We start from the raw sequence: 16,204 nt of genomic DNA, 5'->3' as shown, positions 1-16,204 counted from the left end.
GTAGCACTGTTACTATTTCATTAATTTCTGTAATGCCAAATTTAGCTTTAAGACGTTTACGCGGGTCTCTCCAAATAAACCAAGTGCAGCACCTTCTGTTTGATCTTTAATCAATTGATTAAGTTTTTCTTTCGGAATATTCGTTAATTTCGAAATGCGATCCACCTGCACCGAGGCCGCCTTTGGACTAATATCAGGATCAAGCCCTGAACCTGAATTTGTCACTAAATCTATCGGTACTTCTGTTACTGGAACTCTCGGATTTTGTTTCTTCCACTCTTCAATACTTTTCTCTACTCGTTTCTCTAAATCTGGATTAGATGGTGCATAGTTATTTGAACCAGATGCTTCAGCCTTATATTCAATACTAGAAACACGCCCTTGAAAATAACGTGGATCCGTGAAGTTTTGCCCGATTAATTTAGAACCAATCACTTCATTTTTATCATTATATATTAGACTTCCATCCGCATTATCCTTCATTACTGCTTGTGCAATACCAGTAACAATAAGCGGGTATACAAGTCCGCACAACACTAGAAATGTAAAAGTAATACGGATAATTGGTGATAGTATACTTTGTTTCTTCTCCATCTTTTTCCCCTCTTCCTTATATGAACAAGCCGACAATTATATCAATTACTTTAATTCCAATGAACGGAACGATAACTCCACCAAGCCCATAAATAAGTAAGTTTCGGCTAAGCAATGCATTAGAACTCATCGGTTTATATGCGATACCTTTCATCGCTAACGGAATGAGTAATGGAATAATAACAGCGTTAAATATTAATGCTGATAAAATAGCTGACAGTGGTGATGTTAATTTCATAATGTTCAATGCCTCCATTTGCGGAATCGCAAGTGTAAACATTGCTGGAATGATTGCAAAATATTTTGCTATATCATTCGCAATACTAAACGTCGTTAAAGCACCTCGCGTCATTAACAATTGCTTACCGATTCCTACAACCTCAATAATTTTCGTTGGATTCGAGTCTAGATCAATCATGTTTGCCGCTTCTTTCGCTGCTGTCGTACCACTGTTCATCGCTAATCCAACGTCCGCCTGTGCTAATGCTGGAGCATCATTTGTACCATCACCTGTCATCGCTACAAGTTTCCCTTTATCTTGCTCTGCTTTAATGACAGCAATTTTATCTTCCGGTTTACACTCGGCAACGAATTCATCTACTCCAGCTTCTTTTGCAATGGTTGCTGCTGTTAACGGATTATCACCTGTACACATAACCGTTTTAATCCCCATTTGGCGTAACTGTTCAAAACGCTCACGCATACCCGGTTTTACTGTATCCTTTAAATAAATTAAACCGTAAATACGATTATCTACTGCAACTACAAGTGGTGTTCCGCCCTCTTTTGAAATTAAGTCTGCTTTTTGATTTACATCTTTCGGAATTGTTCCGCCTTGTGACTCAACCCATTCAATAACGGCACCTACAGCACCTTTTCTCACTTTCGTTCCGTCTTGTAAATCAACACCACTCATTCTCGTTTCTGCTTTAAACGGAACAAACTCACCTTGTTCTGCAAGTTCTCTATTATATGATATAGATTTTCCCTGCACATACTCGATAACAGATCGACCTTCTGGTGTTTCATCTAAAACAGAACTAATAGCGGCCCACTTTCCAACTTGCTCAATCGTTTCATTTCCTACAGGTAATAATGTATGAGCCATTCGGTTCCCAAAAGTAATTGTACCTGTTTTATCTAAAATAATTGTATTAATATCGCCCGCAGCTTCTACTGCTTTCCCTGACATCGCTAGCACGTTAAATTTTGTCACCCGATCCATCCCCGCAATACCAATCGCTGATAGCAAACCACCAATTGTCGTTGGAATTAAACATACTAACAACGCTACAAGTACAGCAGTATCAATTTGAAAACCTAAATAATTTGTAAAAATCGGCAACGTCACAACGACGATCAAGAAAATAAGAGTTAAGCTCGTTAATACTGTATTTAAAGCAATCTCATTCGGCGTTTTTTGACGAGCAGCTCCTTCTACTAAAGAAATCATTTTATCGATAAATGATTCACCAGGATTACTCGTAATGACAATTGTAATTTCATCACTTACGACCATCGTTCCACCTGTTACGGAACAAAAATCACCGCCTGCTTCTTTTATAACAGGAGCTGATTCACCTGTAATTGCAGATTCATCTACAGATGCTAATCCTTTGATTACTTCGCCATCACTTGGAATCATTTCTCCTTGTTTTACGATAACAACGTCACCTTTTCTAAGATCAGTTGCTGAAACTTGGACAATGTCTCCATTTTCTTTTACTACATTTGCAAACACATCTTTCTTCGACTGCTTTAAAGAATCGGCTTGCGCTTTACCACGACCTTCTGCTAATGCTTCTGCAAAATTCGCAAATAAAACTGTAAATAATAGAATGAGAGAAACTGTTATATTAAACCATCCTGGTATACTACTAGAACTGCTTGGAAGAAAAGATAAAATGAACGTAATGATAAATCCAATTTCCACAACGAACATAATCGGATTCTTTATCATGACTTTCGGATTCAATTTCGCAACGGATTGCTTCATCGCATGTGTTACGATATCACGATCCATCGTTTTCGCTTGTCTAACTTCATCTTCTACAGCATGTATTTGTGACTCATTTAATTGTTTTTCTTTTACTACTACCGGTCTCATCATTTACCCTCCATTACTTCAATGTAAGAAATTCTGCAATTGGACCGAGTACTAACATCGGGAAGAATGTTAATGCACCGACAATTACAATTGTTCCAATGAAGATGCCACCAAATAAACTATTATCTGTACGGAACGTTCCGACTGTTTCTGGCACTACCGTTTTTTCTTTCAATGAAGCTGCCACAGCTAGCATCGTAATTAAACTGAAGTAACGTCCTAAAAACATAACTAAACCAGTCGTAATATTCCAAAACGGTGTATTATCTCCTAATCCTTCAAATCCAGATCCGTTATTCGCAGCTGACGATGTATATTCATATACCACTTGCGTCAAACCGTGGAAACCGGAATGAGAAATAGCATCCGTCCCTAAATTTGTTGAAAGAGCTAATGCCGAAAATCCTAAAATGAGCAATGGATGAAATAAAATCGTGACCGCGATTAATTTCATTTCCTTACCTTCAATCTTTTTACCTAAAAACTCTGGTGTCCGTCCAACCATTAACCCAGATATAAACACCGCGATAATTGCATACATAATAATGTTTACAAAACCTGCTCCAACGCCACCATACACAGTATTTAACATCATATTTACAAGCGGAACTAAACCGCCAATTGGTGTTAACGTATCATGCATCGTATTAACAGCGCCTGTTTCAGCAGCTGTCGTTACCGTTGCGTATAGTGAAGAAAATACTGTTCCAAATCGTACTTCTTTCCCTTCTGTACTTCCTTGTACATGTTCGATACCCATTCCATTTAATGCCGGATTCCCATTTAGTTCAGATGTCGTAATCGTTATAAATCCTAGTAAAAACACCATAAAAAGTGATACGAAAAGGATGCGACCTTGTTTTTTATTTCCTACCATTCGCCCGTACGTAAATGGAAGTGCTGTTGGTAATAACATCATAAGCATCATTTGCAAAATATTACTCATTTGTCCTGGATTTTCAAAAGGATGCGTAGAGTTCGCTCCGAAAAATCCACCGCCGTTATTTCCAAGTTCCTTTATGGAAACGAATGATGCAACAGGTCCACGTAATATACTTTGCTTTGCCCCATCAATCGTTTGTGCTGTAACCGCCCCATCTAACGTTTGCGGTACGCCAAGTGCGACAAAAACTAGTGCCGCAATAAATGCAATAGGAAGAAACACTCTCGTTAACGCTCTCGTAAAATCAACGAAAAAGTTACCAAGTTCTTTTCCAGCAAGTCCTCTTATAAAAGCCATAACGAGCGCTAATGTCGTTGCTGGTGCCGCAAACATTAAAAATGTAATTCCGATTAATTGTGATAAATAAGATAAACCATTTTCACCGCTATAATGCTGTAAGTTTGTATCAGCCATAAAACTAATTGCTGTATTAAAAGCGAGCGTAGGCTCCATCCCTTCAATATGCGCTGGATTTAGTGGCAGCACACCTTGTAATCTGAAAATGAAGTATACGACAACGATCATAAATCCATTTAATAAAACTAATGATAATGCGTACTGTTTCCACGTTTGATTGTATGCTTTTACACCCGTAATTTTAAAAATAAGTTTTTCAAAAGGCCCGAATACTTTATCTAACGTTTTGCTACCTTGAAAAGCTTTTTCTAAATAAATCCCCGTTGGCTTTGCTACTAAAATAAACAAGAGCATTGTAATAATGACTGCAACCCAAATCATAATGAATGATTCCCCCTAATTAAAACTTCTCTGGATTTAATAATGCATACACTAAATACACTGTAATTGCTGCGACAATAACCGATAAGACAATCATCATGATTGCTTTCCTTCTTTCACAACTTTATCTGACCAACTTGCAAGACTTGCCATCGATGCAACTAATAAAATAAAAATCCCGACCATTACAACATCTAACATAACTATCCCTCTCTTTTTGTTAAAATTTACCATTTAAATATTAAAAAAGAACACTGAGCTCTACTCAGTGTTCAAAAAATGAACAACAAAAAGTAAACCTCCTCTCTAAACGCTTACGAGGTTAGCTGTCGGATTCGGGCCTAAAGAGTAGCCCTACTTTCAAAACTGAAAGATTCACCCCAAGTGACGATGCACAAAATTGGTTCCCCCGCTCCATTTCTGGAACTCAGCGATTTTAGGTTTTTTTGGAAATTTTATGAATGATTTATGAGAGTAAATATACTCCTCTATATTTCACTTGTAAAGGGGTAAATTACTGAAAATAATAATATTTACATTCATTTAAACGCTTACATTGAAGATTATTACTGTTATTTCATCTATTTTCTTTATTTCTCTTTTCTTTTCTTAAAAATGACCTTTTAAATATGAAATAAAAAGAGCGAATGACATGAAGTGCATAGCTTGTTGCACTCAGCATTCGCTCTTTTTTATTCAACCTTTATTCTCCTCGTAAAAATGCACGTAAATTTCTCCCACGAATATAAACTTGTGTCAATTCTGCATGTAGCTGCTCATACTCGGTAATATCCATCTCTAAATACAAAGCATCTTTTGATGGTAATATAATATATGGCCCTGGAAAAAGGGGATCAATCTGGACCAATTCTTGAACTCGCTCTACCGATACTGCCCAACGATTTGCTATATCTCCAAGTAATAGTACCTTCATCATTTCTTCCCCCGCCCTATTCAAAAAATAAAAAAGAAATATTATCACAATTTGTAAACACGACAAACTTAGCTCCAATGGTTTCATAGAGCCTCGCTGGATATCGTTTATTCCTTGTAACAACAGTAATAGGTGCTTGAAAAGAAAAACGAATGTGTTCTGTGAAGAAACTAACGATTGGAAGCTCATCCCCTAGTAAAATGACCTTCTTAATACACTCACAAATACTAGTAAAATCCTGCTCCTTACTACAACTATAAGTCCAATCAAACCCACAATTCCTAACTTCAGCCGCTACCTCTTCATTTGCTGTAAAAATAACTAACTCATGTTGAAATGCAACTAGATCTCTTAAACTATTTACCTTACTTTCTTCTCCAACACAAATAAGTGTTAGTTCCATGTACCTCATCCTCCTTAGTATAAAAGAAATCAAACATAGATTGATATTCCCCTATACTAATCAGATCGATGAAGTGATGTATCCATCATGGCACCGTCCTCTCTCAAGACGCTTACGAAGTTAGCTGTCGGATTCGGGCTTTGAGAGTAGCCCTACTTTCAAATTTGAAAGATTCACCCCTAGTGACACTGCACAAATTGGTTCCTCCGCTCCATATAATTGGACTCAGCGTTTACAAAAAAATATATTCTGGCTGATATATTACTCCTGTATTTTGAAAAAGTAAACAGAAAAAAAGCCAGTTATAAAACTGGCTTTTCACTTATCTATACACGCGTTCTATTCACTTTATACGCAAAATGATTCGTTGGTCCATGACCACTACCAATATTCAATGGCTCTTCAATTGCTATACTAATAAATCGTTTTGCTTCTTGAACAGCATCTTCAATTGAGTATCCTTTCGCAAGTCCTGCTGTAACCGCTGAAGCAAATGTGCACCCACTTCCGTGCGTTTGCTTTGAAGGAATTCGCTCGCTTCTAAACTCAATAAATTCTTCTCCATCAAAGAGGAAATCAATTACTTCATTACCTTGATATTCTGCATGTCCGCCCTTCATAAGCACATATTTAGCACCTAATTCGTGCAATACTTTTGCAGCTTCCTTACTATCTTCAACATTATGAATCTCCATCCCAGTTAACACTTCTGCTTCTGGGACATTCGGTGTTATAACAGTTGCTACTGGTAATAAATATTCTTTTAATGCTTGAACTGCTTCTTGCTGTAATAATGATGCACCGCCTTTTGCAATCATAACGGGATCTAGCACAATATTATTCCAGCCAAACTTTTTAATTTGTTCTGCAACAATTTGAATTATTTCACTACTAAATAACATTCCTAGTTTCACTGCATCTGGTGTTACATCCGTACCAATTGAATTCAGCTGTTCTGTAATACCTTCTAATGGAACAGGATATACCCCTTGAACGCCAAGCGTGTTTTGAGCAGTAATTGCCGTAATAGCCGTCATTCCGTATACACCAAGCTCTTGGAATGTTTTTAAATCTGCCTGAATTCCAGCACCGCCGCCGCTATCAGACCCTGCAATTGTTAAAGCTTTATTCACTTTCATCCCACTCATCCTTTTCTATCCAAAATAGCGATGATAAATCGTTTTTGCTTCGCTTATATCTTTCGTTCCATGTACGAGCACACGGCCATCTTTAAAGGCTACTAACCTCTTGTCTTCAACAGAAAATGATAGTAAATATGGATTTATATTTAAATCATTTACACGACCTTCCAACAACTCTTTATATTGTTCAAAATTCATTTCATCTTTATGAGGTGGTCTAATTTGAACTGTATTTCGCCCGCATAAAACTGCTGTTTTTGATGTGTTTTCTTTATTTAAATACGGATATAATGCATTCTCTCCGCATGAAGGACAATTATGCTGGCGAAGTTTTTGCACATTCATACATGAATACTCATTCTTCCACATATCAAACGATACAAGCCCATCTCGAAGTGATTCGTAATCTTCTACTAACAGTTTAAGAGCTTCTGTTACTTGATGAGAAACGACAAGAGATACAGCAGGTGATATAATACCCGCTGTATCACATGTTGCCCCGCCAAGCGGAATCGACTGTAATAAACATGATAAACATGGTGTTTTACTAGGAAGGATTGTGTAAGAAAGACCGTAACTACCTACACATGCACCGTAAATCCATGGAATAGAATATTTTTGTGATATATCATTTACAATAAAGCGCGTTTCGAAATTATCAGTCGCATCAATAATTACATCAACATTTATAACAAGTTCTTCTAGCTCTTCAGCTGTTACATCTTGAACGAGAGCTTCTATTGTTACATCACTATTAATCTCTTCTAAACGTTTTTTAGCCGCTATAGCTTTTGGAAGATTATTCTTTACGTCGCTCTCTGCATACAATTGTTGTCTTTGTAAATTACTCCAATCTACATAATCACGGTCAACAATTGTTATCTTGCCAACACCTGCTCTTACAAACATCTCTGCATTTGCACTACCTAATGCACCTGCACCGATAATAAGCACATGCTTTTCTCTTATCTTTTGCTGTCCTTCTTCTCCAATTGGAGAAAATAGTTCTTGGCGAGAATATCGATTATTCAACTACGCTCATTCCTTCTAAAGGACTACTTGCAGTTGCACAACGCTTACGTGCAATGCGACCTGCTTCAAATCCTAAACGGCCTGCTTCAATACTTAATTTCATTGCTTGTGCCATTTTAATAGGATCTTTTGCTCCTGATACAGCTGTATTTAATAACACGCCATCTGCTCCTAATTCCATTGCAAATGCCGCATCAGCTGGGCTACCAATACCGGCATCAACGATAACTGGTACTGTCGCTTGTTCAATAATGAAGCTCAAATTTAATGGATTTACAATACCAAGTCCTGATCCGATTGGAGATGCTCCTGGCATAATCGCATGCACGCCAAGCTCTTGTAATTTACGTGCTAATACAACATCATCAGATGTATACGGAAGTACGATAAATCCTTCTTCCAGTAACATTTCAGATGCCTTTAATGTTTCTACCGGATCAGGTAATAACGTTCTATCATCACCAATAACTTCTACCTTTATCATGTCACAAAGCCCAGAAGCTTTTGCTAATTTTGCAATACGAACAGCCTCTTCAGCATTTTTTGCTCCTGCTGTATTTGGTAATAACGTATATTTTTTCACATCAAGTTTCTCTAATAAATTAGGTTGCTTTGCATCAAAGATATCCATACGACGTACTGCAAACGTTAAAATTTCAGCTTCAGAAACGTCAATTGCCTTTTGCTGTACGTCAAAATCAGGGAATTTACCTGTTCCTAATAAAAGTCTAGAATGAAATGAAAATGGTCCAATGTTTAACATAATCAACCGCCTCCTACGAAAGTTACAATCTCAATTTGGTCTCCATCAAAAACAGATGTATCTGTATGATCATCTTTTTGTAAAATATCTTTATTACGCTCTACTACAACAATTCTGTTATCTAGCTCTAAATGTGTAAGTAGCTCAGCTACTGTTTTTACACTCGCTGGCACTTCAATTTGGTTACCATTAATTTTTAAATTCAAACTTCCATCCCCTTTCTAAACTCTTCTAGAAAGCAATGAATCTAGCAAATGATTCTCTTGCTTTCCTTCTATTAAATCAGCCATATATTGGCCAGAAATAGGACTTAATAAAATACCGTTTCGATAATGGCCCGTGCAAGCATATAAACCTTTTATTTCTTCATGCTCTCCCATATAAGGAGCTTCATGATTCGATTGTGGTCTTAATCCTGCCCACGTGCTTTCCCATTCTGCTTCTTTTAAAGCTGGCAATATTGTATAAGCACGCTCTAATATAGAAGTTATACTTTCTGGCTGCACAGTTTTATTGAACGTATGTGGCTTCATTGTTGCCCCAATTACGTAACGTCCACCGCGCTTTGGAGTAATGTAAAATCTTTCTTGAAAAATAGGTGCTTTTAAAAGTTGTTTTCTACTTCTTACCGCAACCACTTCTCCTTTAACTGGATATGTACCCCAATCGCGGTGAAAATAACTGAGTAACTTCGTGCTCCATGAACCTCCTGCAATAACGACTTTCTCACATGTGAAAATACCTTCACTTGTAATAACTCCAGTCACTTTATTATTTTCAATACGGATATCAAATACTTCTGTCTGTTCATATATATCAGCACCGGAAATCGCTGCAGAATGTGCGAATGCTTTCGTAAGCTCTGGTGCAATAACATGACCGTCTTTCGGATAATATACTGCTCCTATAATAGATTCGGATAGATATGGCTCTTTTTCCCGCACATGGTCTCCCGTTAGAAAATAAGAATCTTCACCTGTTTTCTGCTGCCAATCCATAATGTGAAGAATTCTTTCCTTCTCATCTTCATTTTGAGCAATACGATAAATTCCTTTTTCTTCATATCCAATATCAACACCCGTCTTTTCACGTAAAACTGCTGCAAGTTGTGGAAATATAGCTCGGCTTTCTCTAGCAAGTTCAAATAGCGGATCATACGCATCCCATTCTGCCTGAACACCAAGTAAACCAGCAGCTGCTTTTGAAGCTTCCGATGCAATACTTTGCTTCTCCACAATCGCTACTTTATGTCCTCTTTCTGCTAGAAAATGTGCAACTGAACTACCAATTACACCACCACCAATAATCGCTACATCATACTTCTCACACATGTTTTTCCGCCCACTTTCTTATTGATTCCTTATAAGATTTCGCTTTGCTATACGGGTTACTACTACTTACAATTCCAGACATAACTGCTATACCGCTTACACCGTTAGTAAGAACATCCACTGTGTTTTCTGGGGTAATTCCTCCAATTGCTGTAATCGGTATAGATAAACACCTTGCAATGTCTGAAATTTCTTCAAGCCCTCTCGCTGGCACACCTTTTTTACAATCTGTCGGAAATACATGGCCATAAACGAGTGAATCCGCTCCATTTTTAAAAGCTACTATTGCTTCATCTAGCGAATGCACAGAATAACCGACATGCAAATACGAAAACTTTTCTTTCACTGACTTTACATCTGTACTTCGATATCCTAGTTGAACACGAGGAATATTTAATAAAATTGCAATATCAATTCGATCGTTTATGACAATTTTAGAAGCTGGAAAGCCCTCCATTAATAGACTTTCCACACCTTCATATAATTCCTTCGTACTCTTCTCACGCTCACGAATATGCAAATAATCAATCTCACTCTCAATTTGCATCGCTACATTCACTAACTCTTCGAATGGCATATGGCCATTTGAGATTACGTGGAGCTCATTTTTCATATTCATTCGCCTACTTTAAAATATTTTCGAATAATTCATCGGCTGGGACGGTTTCATTCGTCATTCCTTTGTCCTTCAGCCACTTATTTTGTTTCTCCCAAGATTCTTTTGAATCTGATAAGAATGGCTCATCTTTCGTTTCCATCTTCTCTAATAAAATTTTCATACTTTCCTTTTCAACTTCTGGCACAAGTGGGAAGTTTTCTTTTTCTTGATGATTTAATAAAATATTCAATGCTTCATCTGGGTTTTTCTTCATGAAATCATAGCCTTTTTTCGTACCACGTAAGAAAGCTTGCAACGCCTCTTTATCTTTTTTCAACGTTTTATCACCTGTTACAAACACAAGCTCATGATAGTTTGGTACTCCGTAATCAGCTGGATTAAAGTACGCTGGTTCATGGCCTTCATGACGCATAACAGGTACTTCATGGTTAATGTATGCCCCTGTTACCGCATCTACTTTCTTCGTAATTAATGCTGGTACTAAATCAAAGCCAACATCTACTACTTTCACTGTATCAGGATTACCACCAGCTTCTTTTACCATCGTTTTTAAATACATCTCACTTAATGGTGTTCCAGAGTATCCTACTGTTTTTCCTTCTAAATCTTTCGGTGATTGAATGCCCGCTGATTTCAGTGATACAACATGATTTAATGGTGAACGTACGACAGCCCCAATTGATTTCACTGGAATTTGCTCATTCGCTTTCGCCATAACAACATCTGGCTGATAATACAAGCCAACTGTCACCTTCCCTGCTGCTGCCAGCGTTAATGGATCAGTCGGATTAGAAGGGAATTTAATATTTACCTTTACACCTTCTTCTTTAAAGTATCCTTTTTCAATTGCTGCATAGATAAAGCTATGTACCGCATTTGGATACCAATCTAACATGACTGTTATTTCTTTCTCTTTTTTACTTTTGTCTGATGCTGAATTACTCGAACATCCTGCAATTATTGCAATTAATAATGTAAACACAAAGATGCGCTTTAAAAATTTCATGAATGCTTCCTCCAACTAATGAATTTCTTTTCTAATATGGAAATAATTACGACGAAGAAAATAGCTAATAATGATAACAATACAATAGGTGCAAATACGCCAGCTCCATCTAACTGCGTCATCATTCTCTTACTGAAATATCCAAGCCCAGCTTGTGCACCGAGCCATTCTCCAATTGCTGCTCCGATAACACTAAGCGGAACTGCAATTTTTAAAGCTGAGAAAAAATAAGGAAGAGCAGACGGCAACTTTAATTTAAGAAAAATATCTCTTTTTGTTGCTCCATATGTAACTAAGAGCTCCTCCCATTCTTTTTTCGTACTACGCAGTCCATCATACGTATTGACCGCAATTGGGAAAAACGTAATTAAAACTGTGACAACAACCTTACTCCAAATTGTATATCCAAACCATAAAACAAATAGCGGAGCAAGCGCAGTAATCGGAATCGTTTGTGAAGCAACTAATAATGGATAAAATGCTCTCTCCATCCATGTACTCGCATTCATTAACATCGCTAGCCCTACACCTAATACGATAGAGATAACAACACCTATTAAAACGACGTATAACGTTGCAGGTAAATGAACTGTAAATAATATGTCTTTTAGTTTCCATATCTTCATTAAAATCGCAGAAGGTGACGGTAAAATGTACATCTCATCTACAATTCTTGCTCCTATTTCCCACACAGCTAGTAAAATACTAGAAAGTGTAATAGCAGGAACTAATTCTTTCAATCGGTTCATCACACAAGTACCTGCCTTTGTAACATACTAAGAAGCTCATCTTTCAGCGCTAATACTTCCGGTTTATATAAATCTTTTCGTGTTCTGTTATGATCAAGCGGTACAGTCCGCTCAGTCAAAGTCGTTATCGGCTGCTGTTCCACTACTAAAACTCGGTTTGAAAGAAATAACGCTTCTTCAACATCATGAGTAATGAATAAAATTGTTTTTTCCCACTCTTGCCATTGTTCAAACAACCATTCTTGCAAAGAGGTCTTCGTTAAAGCATCCAACGCACTAAATGGTTCATCTAACAGCAATATCTCCCCGCCTGTTAATAAAGTTCGAATAAAAGATACACGTTGTCTCATACCACCAGATAAATCTTTCGGATATTTTTTCTCATACCCTTGCAAACCAAATTTATGTAACAGTTCCTTTGCCTTTACTTCTGCTTCTTTCTTCTGTACACCTTGGCACTCTAGCGGCAGGGCAGCATTCTCAATAATTGTTCTCCACGGCAAAAGCATATCTTTTTGCGGCATATATCCTACAGGATGGTTCTTTGTTTCTGTCAGTTCTATCTGTCCAGTACTTACCTTTTCTAGACCTGTAATAAGGCGAAATAAAGTACTTTTTCCACATCCACTCGGTCCGATAATACTGACAAACTCTTTCTCATGTATAGAAGCATTTAATTCATGGATGATTGGTTTCTCATCGTAATGAAAAGAAACATTATGAAACTGTAGTATGTTCTTGCTCCTCAAATCCCCACATCTCCTTACGATAGGACATATCCCAGAATAAATATTCAAATCGACTGGAATATAAGAAGATCTCCTCTAATCTTTCTAGTTCTTTCTCAGACTTTCCAACTGCCATTTCATTTAATAAATCTATTAACCAAATACAAAGATTACCGTATTCTTCCGAACTATATCCTTGAATCCACTCACCAAAAAACTCATGATCTCTTGCTCCAGGAATATCATTTAAACGCTTTCCAATTTCCCAATAGCTCCACATACATGGAAGAAGCGCTGCTATTAATTCCGCAAATGTGCCATTTTGAGATACAGACATCATGTAATTTGTATAAGCTAAATTTTTAGCAGATGGTTTCGCAGACTCTATCTCCTCTATAGAAATTCCAAGTCTTTTTGCATATTGTTTATGGATTGTCATTTCGCCATTTAATATTCCATCAATTTGTTCAGCGAACTTTCCCATTACTTGTGGATTCGTTGCTTTTACAACACCAATCGCATATAACTTTGCATAATCTAGCAGATATAAATAATCTTGAATAATATAATACTGGAATTTATCTTTTTCTAACGTGCCATCTCCCATACCCACTACAAACGGATGATTATGACTCATCTCCCAAACCGGTTGCACAGTTTCTAATAATCTATCGCAAAATTTCATTTCTCTATCCCCTTTCAATATATGTATCTAAATAAAAAACCACTTCTATATATAAGAAGTGGTTACAGCAAATAAAGTTATACATTTATTCGATGTTCCACTTCCCTTCGCTAGTATTACCTAGATCAGGTGTTGTAAGGGTTAAGGATTATTCCTCTCTCAGCAAGTCAAGCACCCCTAGTGGTTTCAATATGAAATTTTCAAATAAAAAAGCCCCGTTTCTATACGCAAAGAAACGGGGACTCATTGTTAGTGTCCGAATTGCTTCCCTACGCTAGCATAATCTAGATCAGGTAATAAAAAGGATCAAAGGCTTACGGCCTACTCTCAGCTGGCAACACCAGCTCTCCTAGCAAACTATAAAATTATCACTGTCAGTATAACACCCTAATAAGACATCATCAACTTTTTTAATTTTCTTAATTATCAACATAATATCAAAATTATACAATACATACATTCTATTTTAGAAAATAAAACCCCAATTAATTGTATAAAAAGGAATCATTATCCTCAAAAAATTTATTTTTATATTGATTTCATATTACATTTATGTGAATACCCCCACTATATTATATCTTTATACTATAATAAAATTACAACTATACAACTAGAGGAGGTCTCTATTCCATGAATATGAAAGCTACTGCTTTAACAGCAACTACTGTAGCGATTGCTTCTTTACTTCCTTCTATGGGTGAAACAAATGTACAAAAAGCAAACGCTGAACAATTATCTAATATTAAAACTGGGTATGTCAAAGTCGATCAAGTAGCATTACATACAGAAGATAACGTAAAAAGCACATCAATTGATACAATTCGCTTTAATACAAAAGTGAACATCCTTGAAACAACTAATGGTTGGTATAAAGTATCTGTTCATAATAAAGTAGGTTATGTACAAAAAGATGCTATTTTACTAAAAAACAAACTTCAATCTAATGATCAATACATCGTTAATGCTAATGCATTAAACGTTCGCTCTGAACCTAATTTAGAATCTTCCATTTTAGATGTATTACCAAATGGTAAGTTTATTACCGTTCAAGAAGATCAAGGCGAATGGTATAAAATATCACATAATGGCCAAACAGGTTACGTACAAAAAGCATTCATCTCTAATGGTTCACAACCCTTAGTAAAAGGAATCACCGTTCAAAATAATACAAAATATACTGTTGCAACACCTAATCTAAATGTACGTAGCACCGCTAGTACAAGTAGCGCTCTACTCGGTTCATTACAAAACGGTACACAAGTACAAGTAGTAGAAACTGTAGGTACTTGGTATAAAATTCGTTTTGGCACAGGATACGGATATGTAGCAAAACACTATGTAGTACAAAATCAACCACAAGCTAAAACAGATCAACCTTCATCAATTCCAGCTGCTTTCAAATTCCCTGCTCAAGGAAGAATTAGCTCAACCTTTGATATACGCTGGGAACAAATGCATTATGGTATAGATATTGCCGCTCCAGGAAACGTCTCTATCCAAGCTGCTGCTGCAGGTAAAGTTGTGAAATCTTATTATTCAGCTAGCTATGGCAATGTTGTTTTCATTGCACATCAAATCAATGGGAAATTATATACAACTGTTTATGCTCATATGAAGGATCGCACTGTACAAGCTGGTGATCAAGTACAAACTGGACAATTAATAGGTCATATGGGAAACACAGGTCATTCATACGGGCAGCATCTTCATTTTGAATTACATAATGGAGAATGGAATTTTGAAAAAACAAATGCAGTAAATCCACTGCCATATTTAGTTAGGTAAATTGTATGCCACGCAATATACCTCTTATAATTGAATACGTAGCCTTTTTAGGTTTAATCTGTTGTTTAATCATTTACAATACAAACATTGTATTTTTATCTATTATTATTGCTTTTGTTGCATTAGAAATTATGATGGAATCATTTCAAGTGCAACTAAAACAAAAAATTGCCCATATTTATAATGCTATTTTTCTTTTGAGTGCTCTCATAACAAATATAATTAGTAATGGCTTTTATTTATCTACTGTATTTCCAGTATTCTTTATGGCTGTTTTATTATTTGTAGCTAGATATATTAATGTCCCTTATACCCAAAAACAAAAACAAGAACAAGAAGCTTAGAAAGAGGAGACACTGTGTACCAATCTTTCAAAGATGCTCCAATAAAATACATATTGCATTTGTATAAGAAAGCCAATACTTTTTTTGGTATACAAGGAAGTTATACTGCACAACTTCTCCTATATGGAATGTTGTTTCTTGTCTTAATCACTTTCTCCTTGTTTTACTAACAAAAAAGGATCTCACATAAATAATCTGTACCCTTTGTAAAGGACATTTTAAAAAAAGTTAGGCGGCATCAAGAAGATGATTTCTGTATTCGACAGGAGTCATCTTCTTTAAATTCCACTGATATCTATGC

The 16,204-nt window shown here is 36.5% G+C and carries 21 protein-coding genes and 4 riboswitches; of the genes, 2 read left to right on the top strand and 19 right to left on the bottom strand.

Annotated features, from left to right (window positions below; genetic code table 11):
* Window positions 1-12 precede the first annotated feature (12 nt).
* From kdpC to tenA, 18 genes are all read right to left on the bottom strand, one after another.
* Entirely contained in the window at window positions 13-594 is a 582-nt protein-coding gene (kdpC, locus tag MR112_RS19730) for a K(+)-transporting ATPase subunit C (protein WP_227900089.1), read from the bottom strand.
* A 16-nt stretch (window positions 595-610) separates the two neighbouring features.
* Entirely contained in the window at window positions 611-2,701 is a 2,091-nt protein-coding gene (gene kdpB / locus MR112_RS19725) for a potassium-transporting ATPase subunit KdpB (RefSeq protein WP_001248003.1), read from the bottom strand.
* A 13-nt stretch (window positions 2,702-2,714) separates the two neighbouring features.
* Window positions 2,715-4,382 carry a potassium-transporting ATPase subunit KdpA gene (gene kdpA / locus MR112_RS19720; protein ID WP_000638328.1) on the bottom strand — a complete coding sequence of 556 codons (1,668 nt, stop codon included), beginning with the start codon at window positions 4,380-4,382 and terminating at the stop codon, window positions 2,715-2,717.
* A gap of 19 nt (window positions 4,383-4,401) precedes the next feature.
* Window positions 4,402-4,479: a K(+)-transporting ATPase subunit F gene (gene kdpF / locus MR112_RS19715; protein ID WP_223153441.1), complete on the bottom strand. Its 78-nt coding sequence runs from the start codon at window positions 4,477-4,479 to the stop codon at window positions 4,402-4,404.
* Window positions 4,479-4,583, bottom strand: coding sequence for a SipW-dependent-type signal peptide-containing protein (locus tag MR112_RS19710; protein ID WP_000887894.1), 105 nt, complete (start codon window positions 4,581-4,583; stop codon window positions 4,479-4,481). Before MR112_RS19710 ends, kdpF begins: the two co-directional genes overlap by 1 nt.
* 96 nt (window positions 4,584-4,679) lie before the next feature.
* Window positions 4,680-4,825: riboswitch (cyclic di-AMP (ydaO/yuaA leader) on the bottom strand.
* A gap of 134 nt (window positions 4,826-4,959) precedes the next feature.
* The gene (locus MR112_RS28790) at window positions 4,960-5,082 is read right to left on the bottom strand and encodes a hypothetical protein (protein ID WP_001034421.1); all 123 of its coding nucleotides are present in this window, start codon (window positions 5,080-5,082) and stop codon (window positions 4,960-4,962) included.
* A 3-nt stretch (window positions 5,083-5,085) separates the two neighbouring features.
* On the bottom strand, window positions 5,086-5,319 hold the full coding sequence (locus MR112_RS19705) for a hypothetical protein (RefSeq protein WP_002025339.1): 234 nt from the start codon (window positions 5,317-5,319) through the stop codon (window positions 5,086-5,088).
* A 13-nt stretch (window positions 5,320-5,332) separates the two neighbouring features.
* Entirely contained in the window at window positions 5,333-5,719 is a 387-nt protein-coding gene (locus MR112_RS19700; RefSeq protein WP_000424087.1) for a hypothetical protein, read from the bottom strand.
* Window positions 5,720-5,812: 93 nt separating this feature from the next.
* Window positions 5,813-5,960: riboswitch (cyclic di-AMP (ydaO/yuaA leader) on the bottom strand.
* Window positions 5,961-6,045: 85 nt separating this feature from the next.
* Window positions 6,046-6,858, bottom strand: coding sequence for a bifunctional hydroxymethylpyrimidine kinase/phosphomethylpyrimidine kinase (thiD, locus tag MR112_RS19695; RefSeq protein WP_211477931.1), 813 nt, complete (start codon window positions 6,856-6,858; stop codon window positions 6,046-6,048).
* A 15-nt stretch (window positions 6,859-6,873) separates the two neighbouring features.
* Complete coding sequence (thiF, locus tag MR112_RS19690) at window positions 6,874-7,893, bottom strand: thiazole biosynthesis adenylyltransferase ThiF (protein WP_001065417.1); 1,020 nt, start codon at window positions 7,891-7,893, stop codon at window positions 6,874-6,876.
* A complete protein-coding gene (thiG, locus tag MR112_RS19685) occupies window positions 7,886-8,656 on the bottom strand; it encodes a thiazole synthase (RefSeq protein WP_000931981.1) in 771 nt (256 codons plus the stop codon). Before thiG ends, thiF begins: the two co-directional genes overlap by 8 nt.
* 2 nt (window positions 8,657-8,658) lie before the next feature.
* Window positions 8,659-8,862 (bottom strand): sulfur carrier protein ThiS, encoded by a 204-nt coding sequence (thiS, locus tag MR112_RS19680; protein WP_001049502.1) that lies wholly within the window; start codon window positions 8,860-8,862, stop codon window positions 8,659-8,661.
* Between the two features lie 15 nt (window positions 8,863-8,877).
* Window positions 8,878-9,987 carry a glycine oxidase ThiO gene (gene thiO / locus MR112_RS19675; protein ID WP_000333312.1) on the bottom strand — a complete coding sequence of 370 codons (1,110 nt, stop codon included), beginning with the start codon at window positions 9,985-9,987 and terminating at the stop codon, window positions 8,878-8,880.
* Complete coding sequence (tenI, locus tag MR112_RS19670) at window positions 9,980-10,600, bottom strand: thiazole tautomerase TenI (RefSeq protein WP_000787170.1); 621 nt, start codon at window positions 10,598-10,600, stop codon at window positions 9,980-9,982. The genes thiO and tenI overlap by 8 nt, the downstream gene beginning before the upstream one ends.
* Window positions 10,601-10,610: 10 nt before the next feature.
* A complete protein-coding gene (locus MR112_RS19665; protein ID WP_000670415.1) occupies window positions 10,611-11,612 on the bottom strand; it encodes an ABC transporter substrate-binding protein in 1,002 nt (333 codons plus the stop codon).
* Window positions 11,609-12,361 carry an ABC transporter permease gene (locus tag MR112_RS19660; protein WP_001080853.1) on the bottom strand — a complete coding sequence of 251 codons (753 nt, stop codon included), beginning with the start codon at window positions 12,359-12,361 and terminating at the stop codon, window positions 11,609-11,611. Before MR112_RS19660 ends, MR112_RS19665 begins: the two co-directional genes overlap by 4 nt.
* Window positions 12,361-13,110, bottom strand: a complete 750-nt coding sequence (locus MR112_RS19655; RefSeq protein ID WP_001256797.1) for an ABC transporter ATP-binding protein — start codon at window positions 13,108-13,110, stop codon at window positions 12,361-12,363. The genes MR112_RS19660 and MR112_RS19655 overlap by 1 nt, the downstream gene beginning before the upstream one ends.
* On the bottom strand, window positions 13,079-13,774 hold the full coding sequence (gene tenA / locus MR112_RS19650) for a thiaminase II (RefSeq protein WP_000666821.1): 696 nt from the start codon (window positions 13,772-13,774) through the stop codon (window positions 13,079-13,081). The genes MR112_RS19655 and tenA overlap by 32 nt, the downstream gene beginning before the upstream one ends.
* A gap of 85 nt (window positions 13,775-13,859) precedes the next feature.
* Window positions 13,860-13,963, bottom strand: a riboswitch (TPP riboswitch).
* A gap of 60 nt (window positions 13,964-14,023) precedes the next feature.
* A riboswitch (TPP riboswitch) is annotated at window positions 14,024-14,135 on the bottom strand.
* A 269-nt stretch (window positions 14,136-14,404) separates the two neighbouring features.
* On the opposite strand from tenA, the gene MR112_RS19645 reads away from it, so the two are divergent.
* Together MR112_RS19645 and MR112_RS19640 are read left to right on the top strand one after the other, a co-directional pair.
* Entirely contained in the window at window positions 14,405-15,559 is a 1,155-nt protein-coding gene (locus tag MR112_RS19645; RefSeq protein WP_001056037.1) for an SH3 domain-containing protein, read from the top strand.
* Between the two features lie 5 nt (window positions 15,560-15,564).
* On the top strand, window positions 15,565-15,903 hold the full coding sequence (locus MR112_RS19640; RefSeq protein WP_174767230.1) for a hypothetical protein: 339 nt from the start codon (window positions 15,565-15,567) through the stop codon (window positions 15,901-15,903).
* A gap of 228 nt (window positions 15,904-16,131) precedes the next feature.
* Here the strand turns inward: MR112_RS19640 and MR112_RS28925 are convergent.
* A partial coding sequence (locus tag MR112_RS28925) for an IS3 family transposase (RefSeq protein WP_333563856.1) occupies window positions 16,132-16,204 on the bottom strand: 73 nt, incomplete at its 5' end.

Origin of the sequence: Bacillus cereus group sp. BfR-BA-01330 (assembly GCF_022663885.1) — a bacterium.
GTDB lineage: Bacteria > Bacillota > Bacilli > Bacillales > Bacillaceae_G > Bacillus_A > Bacillus_A cereus.
Note: the sequence above shows the minus strand (reverse complement) of the source record. Positions and strands in the feature narration are given on the sequence as shown.

Bases quoted from the DNA above. Each gene is read 5' to 3' on its own strand.
- kdpF (WP_223153441.1), bottom strand. From the start codon at position 4,479: ATGATTGTCTTATCGGTTATTGTCGCAGCAATTACAGTGTATTTAGTG.
- tenA (WP_000666821.1), bottom strand. From the start codon at position 13,774: ATGAAATTTTGCGATAGATTATTAGAAACTGTGCAACCGGTTTGGGAG.
- MR112_RS19705 (WP_002025339.1), bottom strand. From the start codon at position 5,319: ATGATGAAGGTACTATTACTTGGAGATATAGCAAATCGTTGGGCAGTA.
- kdpA (WP_000638328.1), bottom strand. From the start codon at position 4,382: ATGATTTGGGTTGCAGTCATTATTACAATGCTCTTGTTTATTTTAGTA.
- MR112_RS19700 (WP_000424087.1), bottom strand. From the start codon at position 5,719: ATGGAACTAACACTTATTTGTGTTGGAGAAGAAAGTAAGGTAAATAGT.
- MR112_RS19640 (WP_174767230.1), top strand. From the start codon at position 15,565: ATGCCACGCAATATACCTCTTATAATTGAATACGTAGCCTTTTTAGGT.
- tenI (WP_000787170.1), bottom strand. From the start codon at position 10,600: ATGAAAAATGAGCTCCACGTAATCTCAAATGGCCATATGCCATTCGAA.
- thiD (WP_211477931.1), bottom strand. From the start codon at position 6,858: ATGAAAGTGAATAAAGCTTTAACAATTGCAGGGTCTGATAGCGGCGGC.
- thiO (WP_000333312.1), bottom strand. From the start codon at position 9,987: ATGTGTGAGAAGTATGATGTAGCGATTATTGGTGGTGGTGTAATTGGT.
- kdpC (WP_227900089.1), bottom strand. From the start codon at position 594: ATGGAGAAGAAACAAAGTATACTATCACCAATTATCCGTATTACTTTT.
- MR112_RS19665 (WP_000670415.1), bottom strand. From the start codon at position 11,612: ATGAAATTTTTAAAGCGCATCTTTGTGTTTACATTATTAATTGCAATA.
- MR112_RS19710 (WP_000887894.1), bottom strand. From the start codon at position 4,583: ATGTTAGATGTTGTAATGGTCGGGATTTTTATTTTATTAGTTGCATCG.
- MR112_RS19645 (WP_001056037.1), top strand. From the start codon at position 14,405: ATGAATATGAAAGCTACTGCTTTAACAGCAACTACTGTAGCGATTGCT.
- thiG (WP_000931981.1), bottom strand. From the start codon at position 8,656: ATGTTAAACATTGGACCATTTTCATTTCATTCTAGACTTTTATTAGGA.
- MR112_RS19660 (WP_001080853.1), bottom strand. From the start codon at position 12,361: ATGAACCGATTGAAAGAATTAGTTCCTGCTATTACACTTTCTAGTATT.
- kdpB (WP_001248003.1), bottom strand. From the start codon at position 2,701: ATGAGACCGGTAGTAGTAAAAGAAAAACAATTAAATGAGTCACAAATA.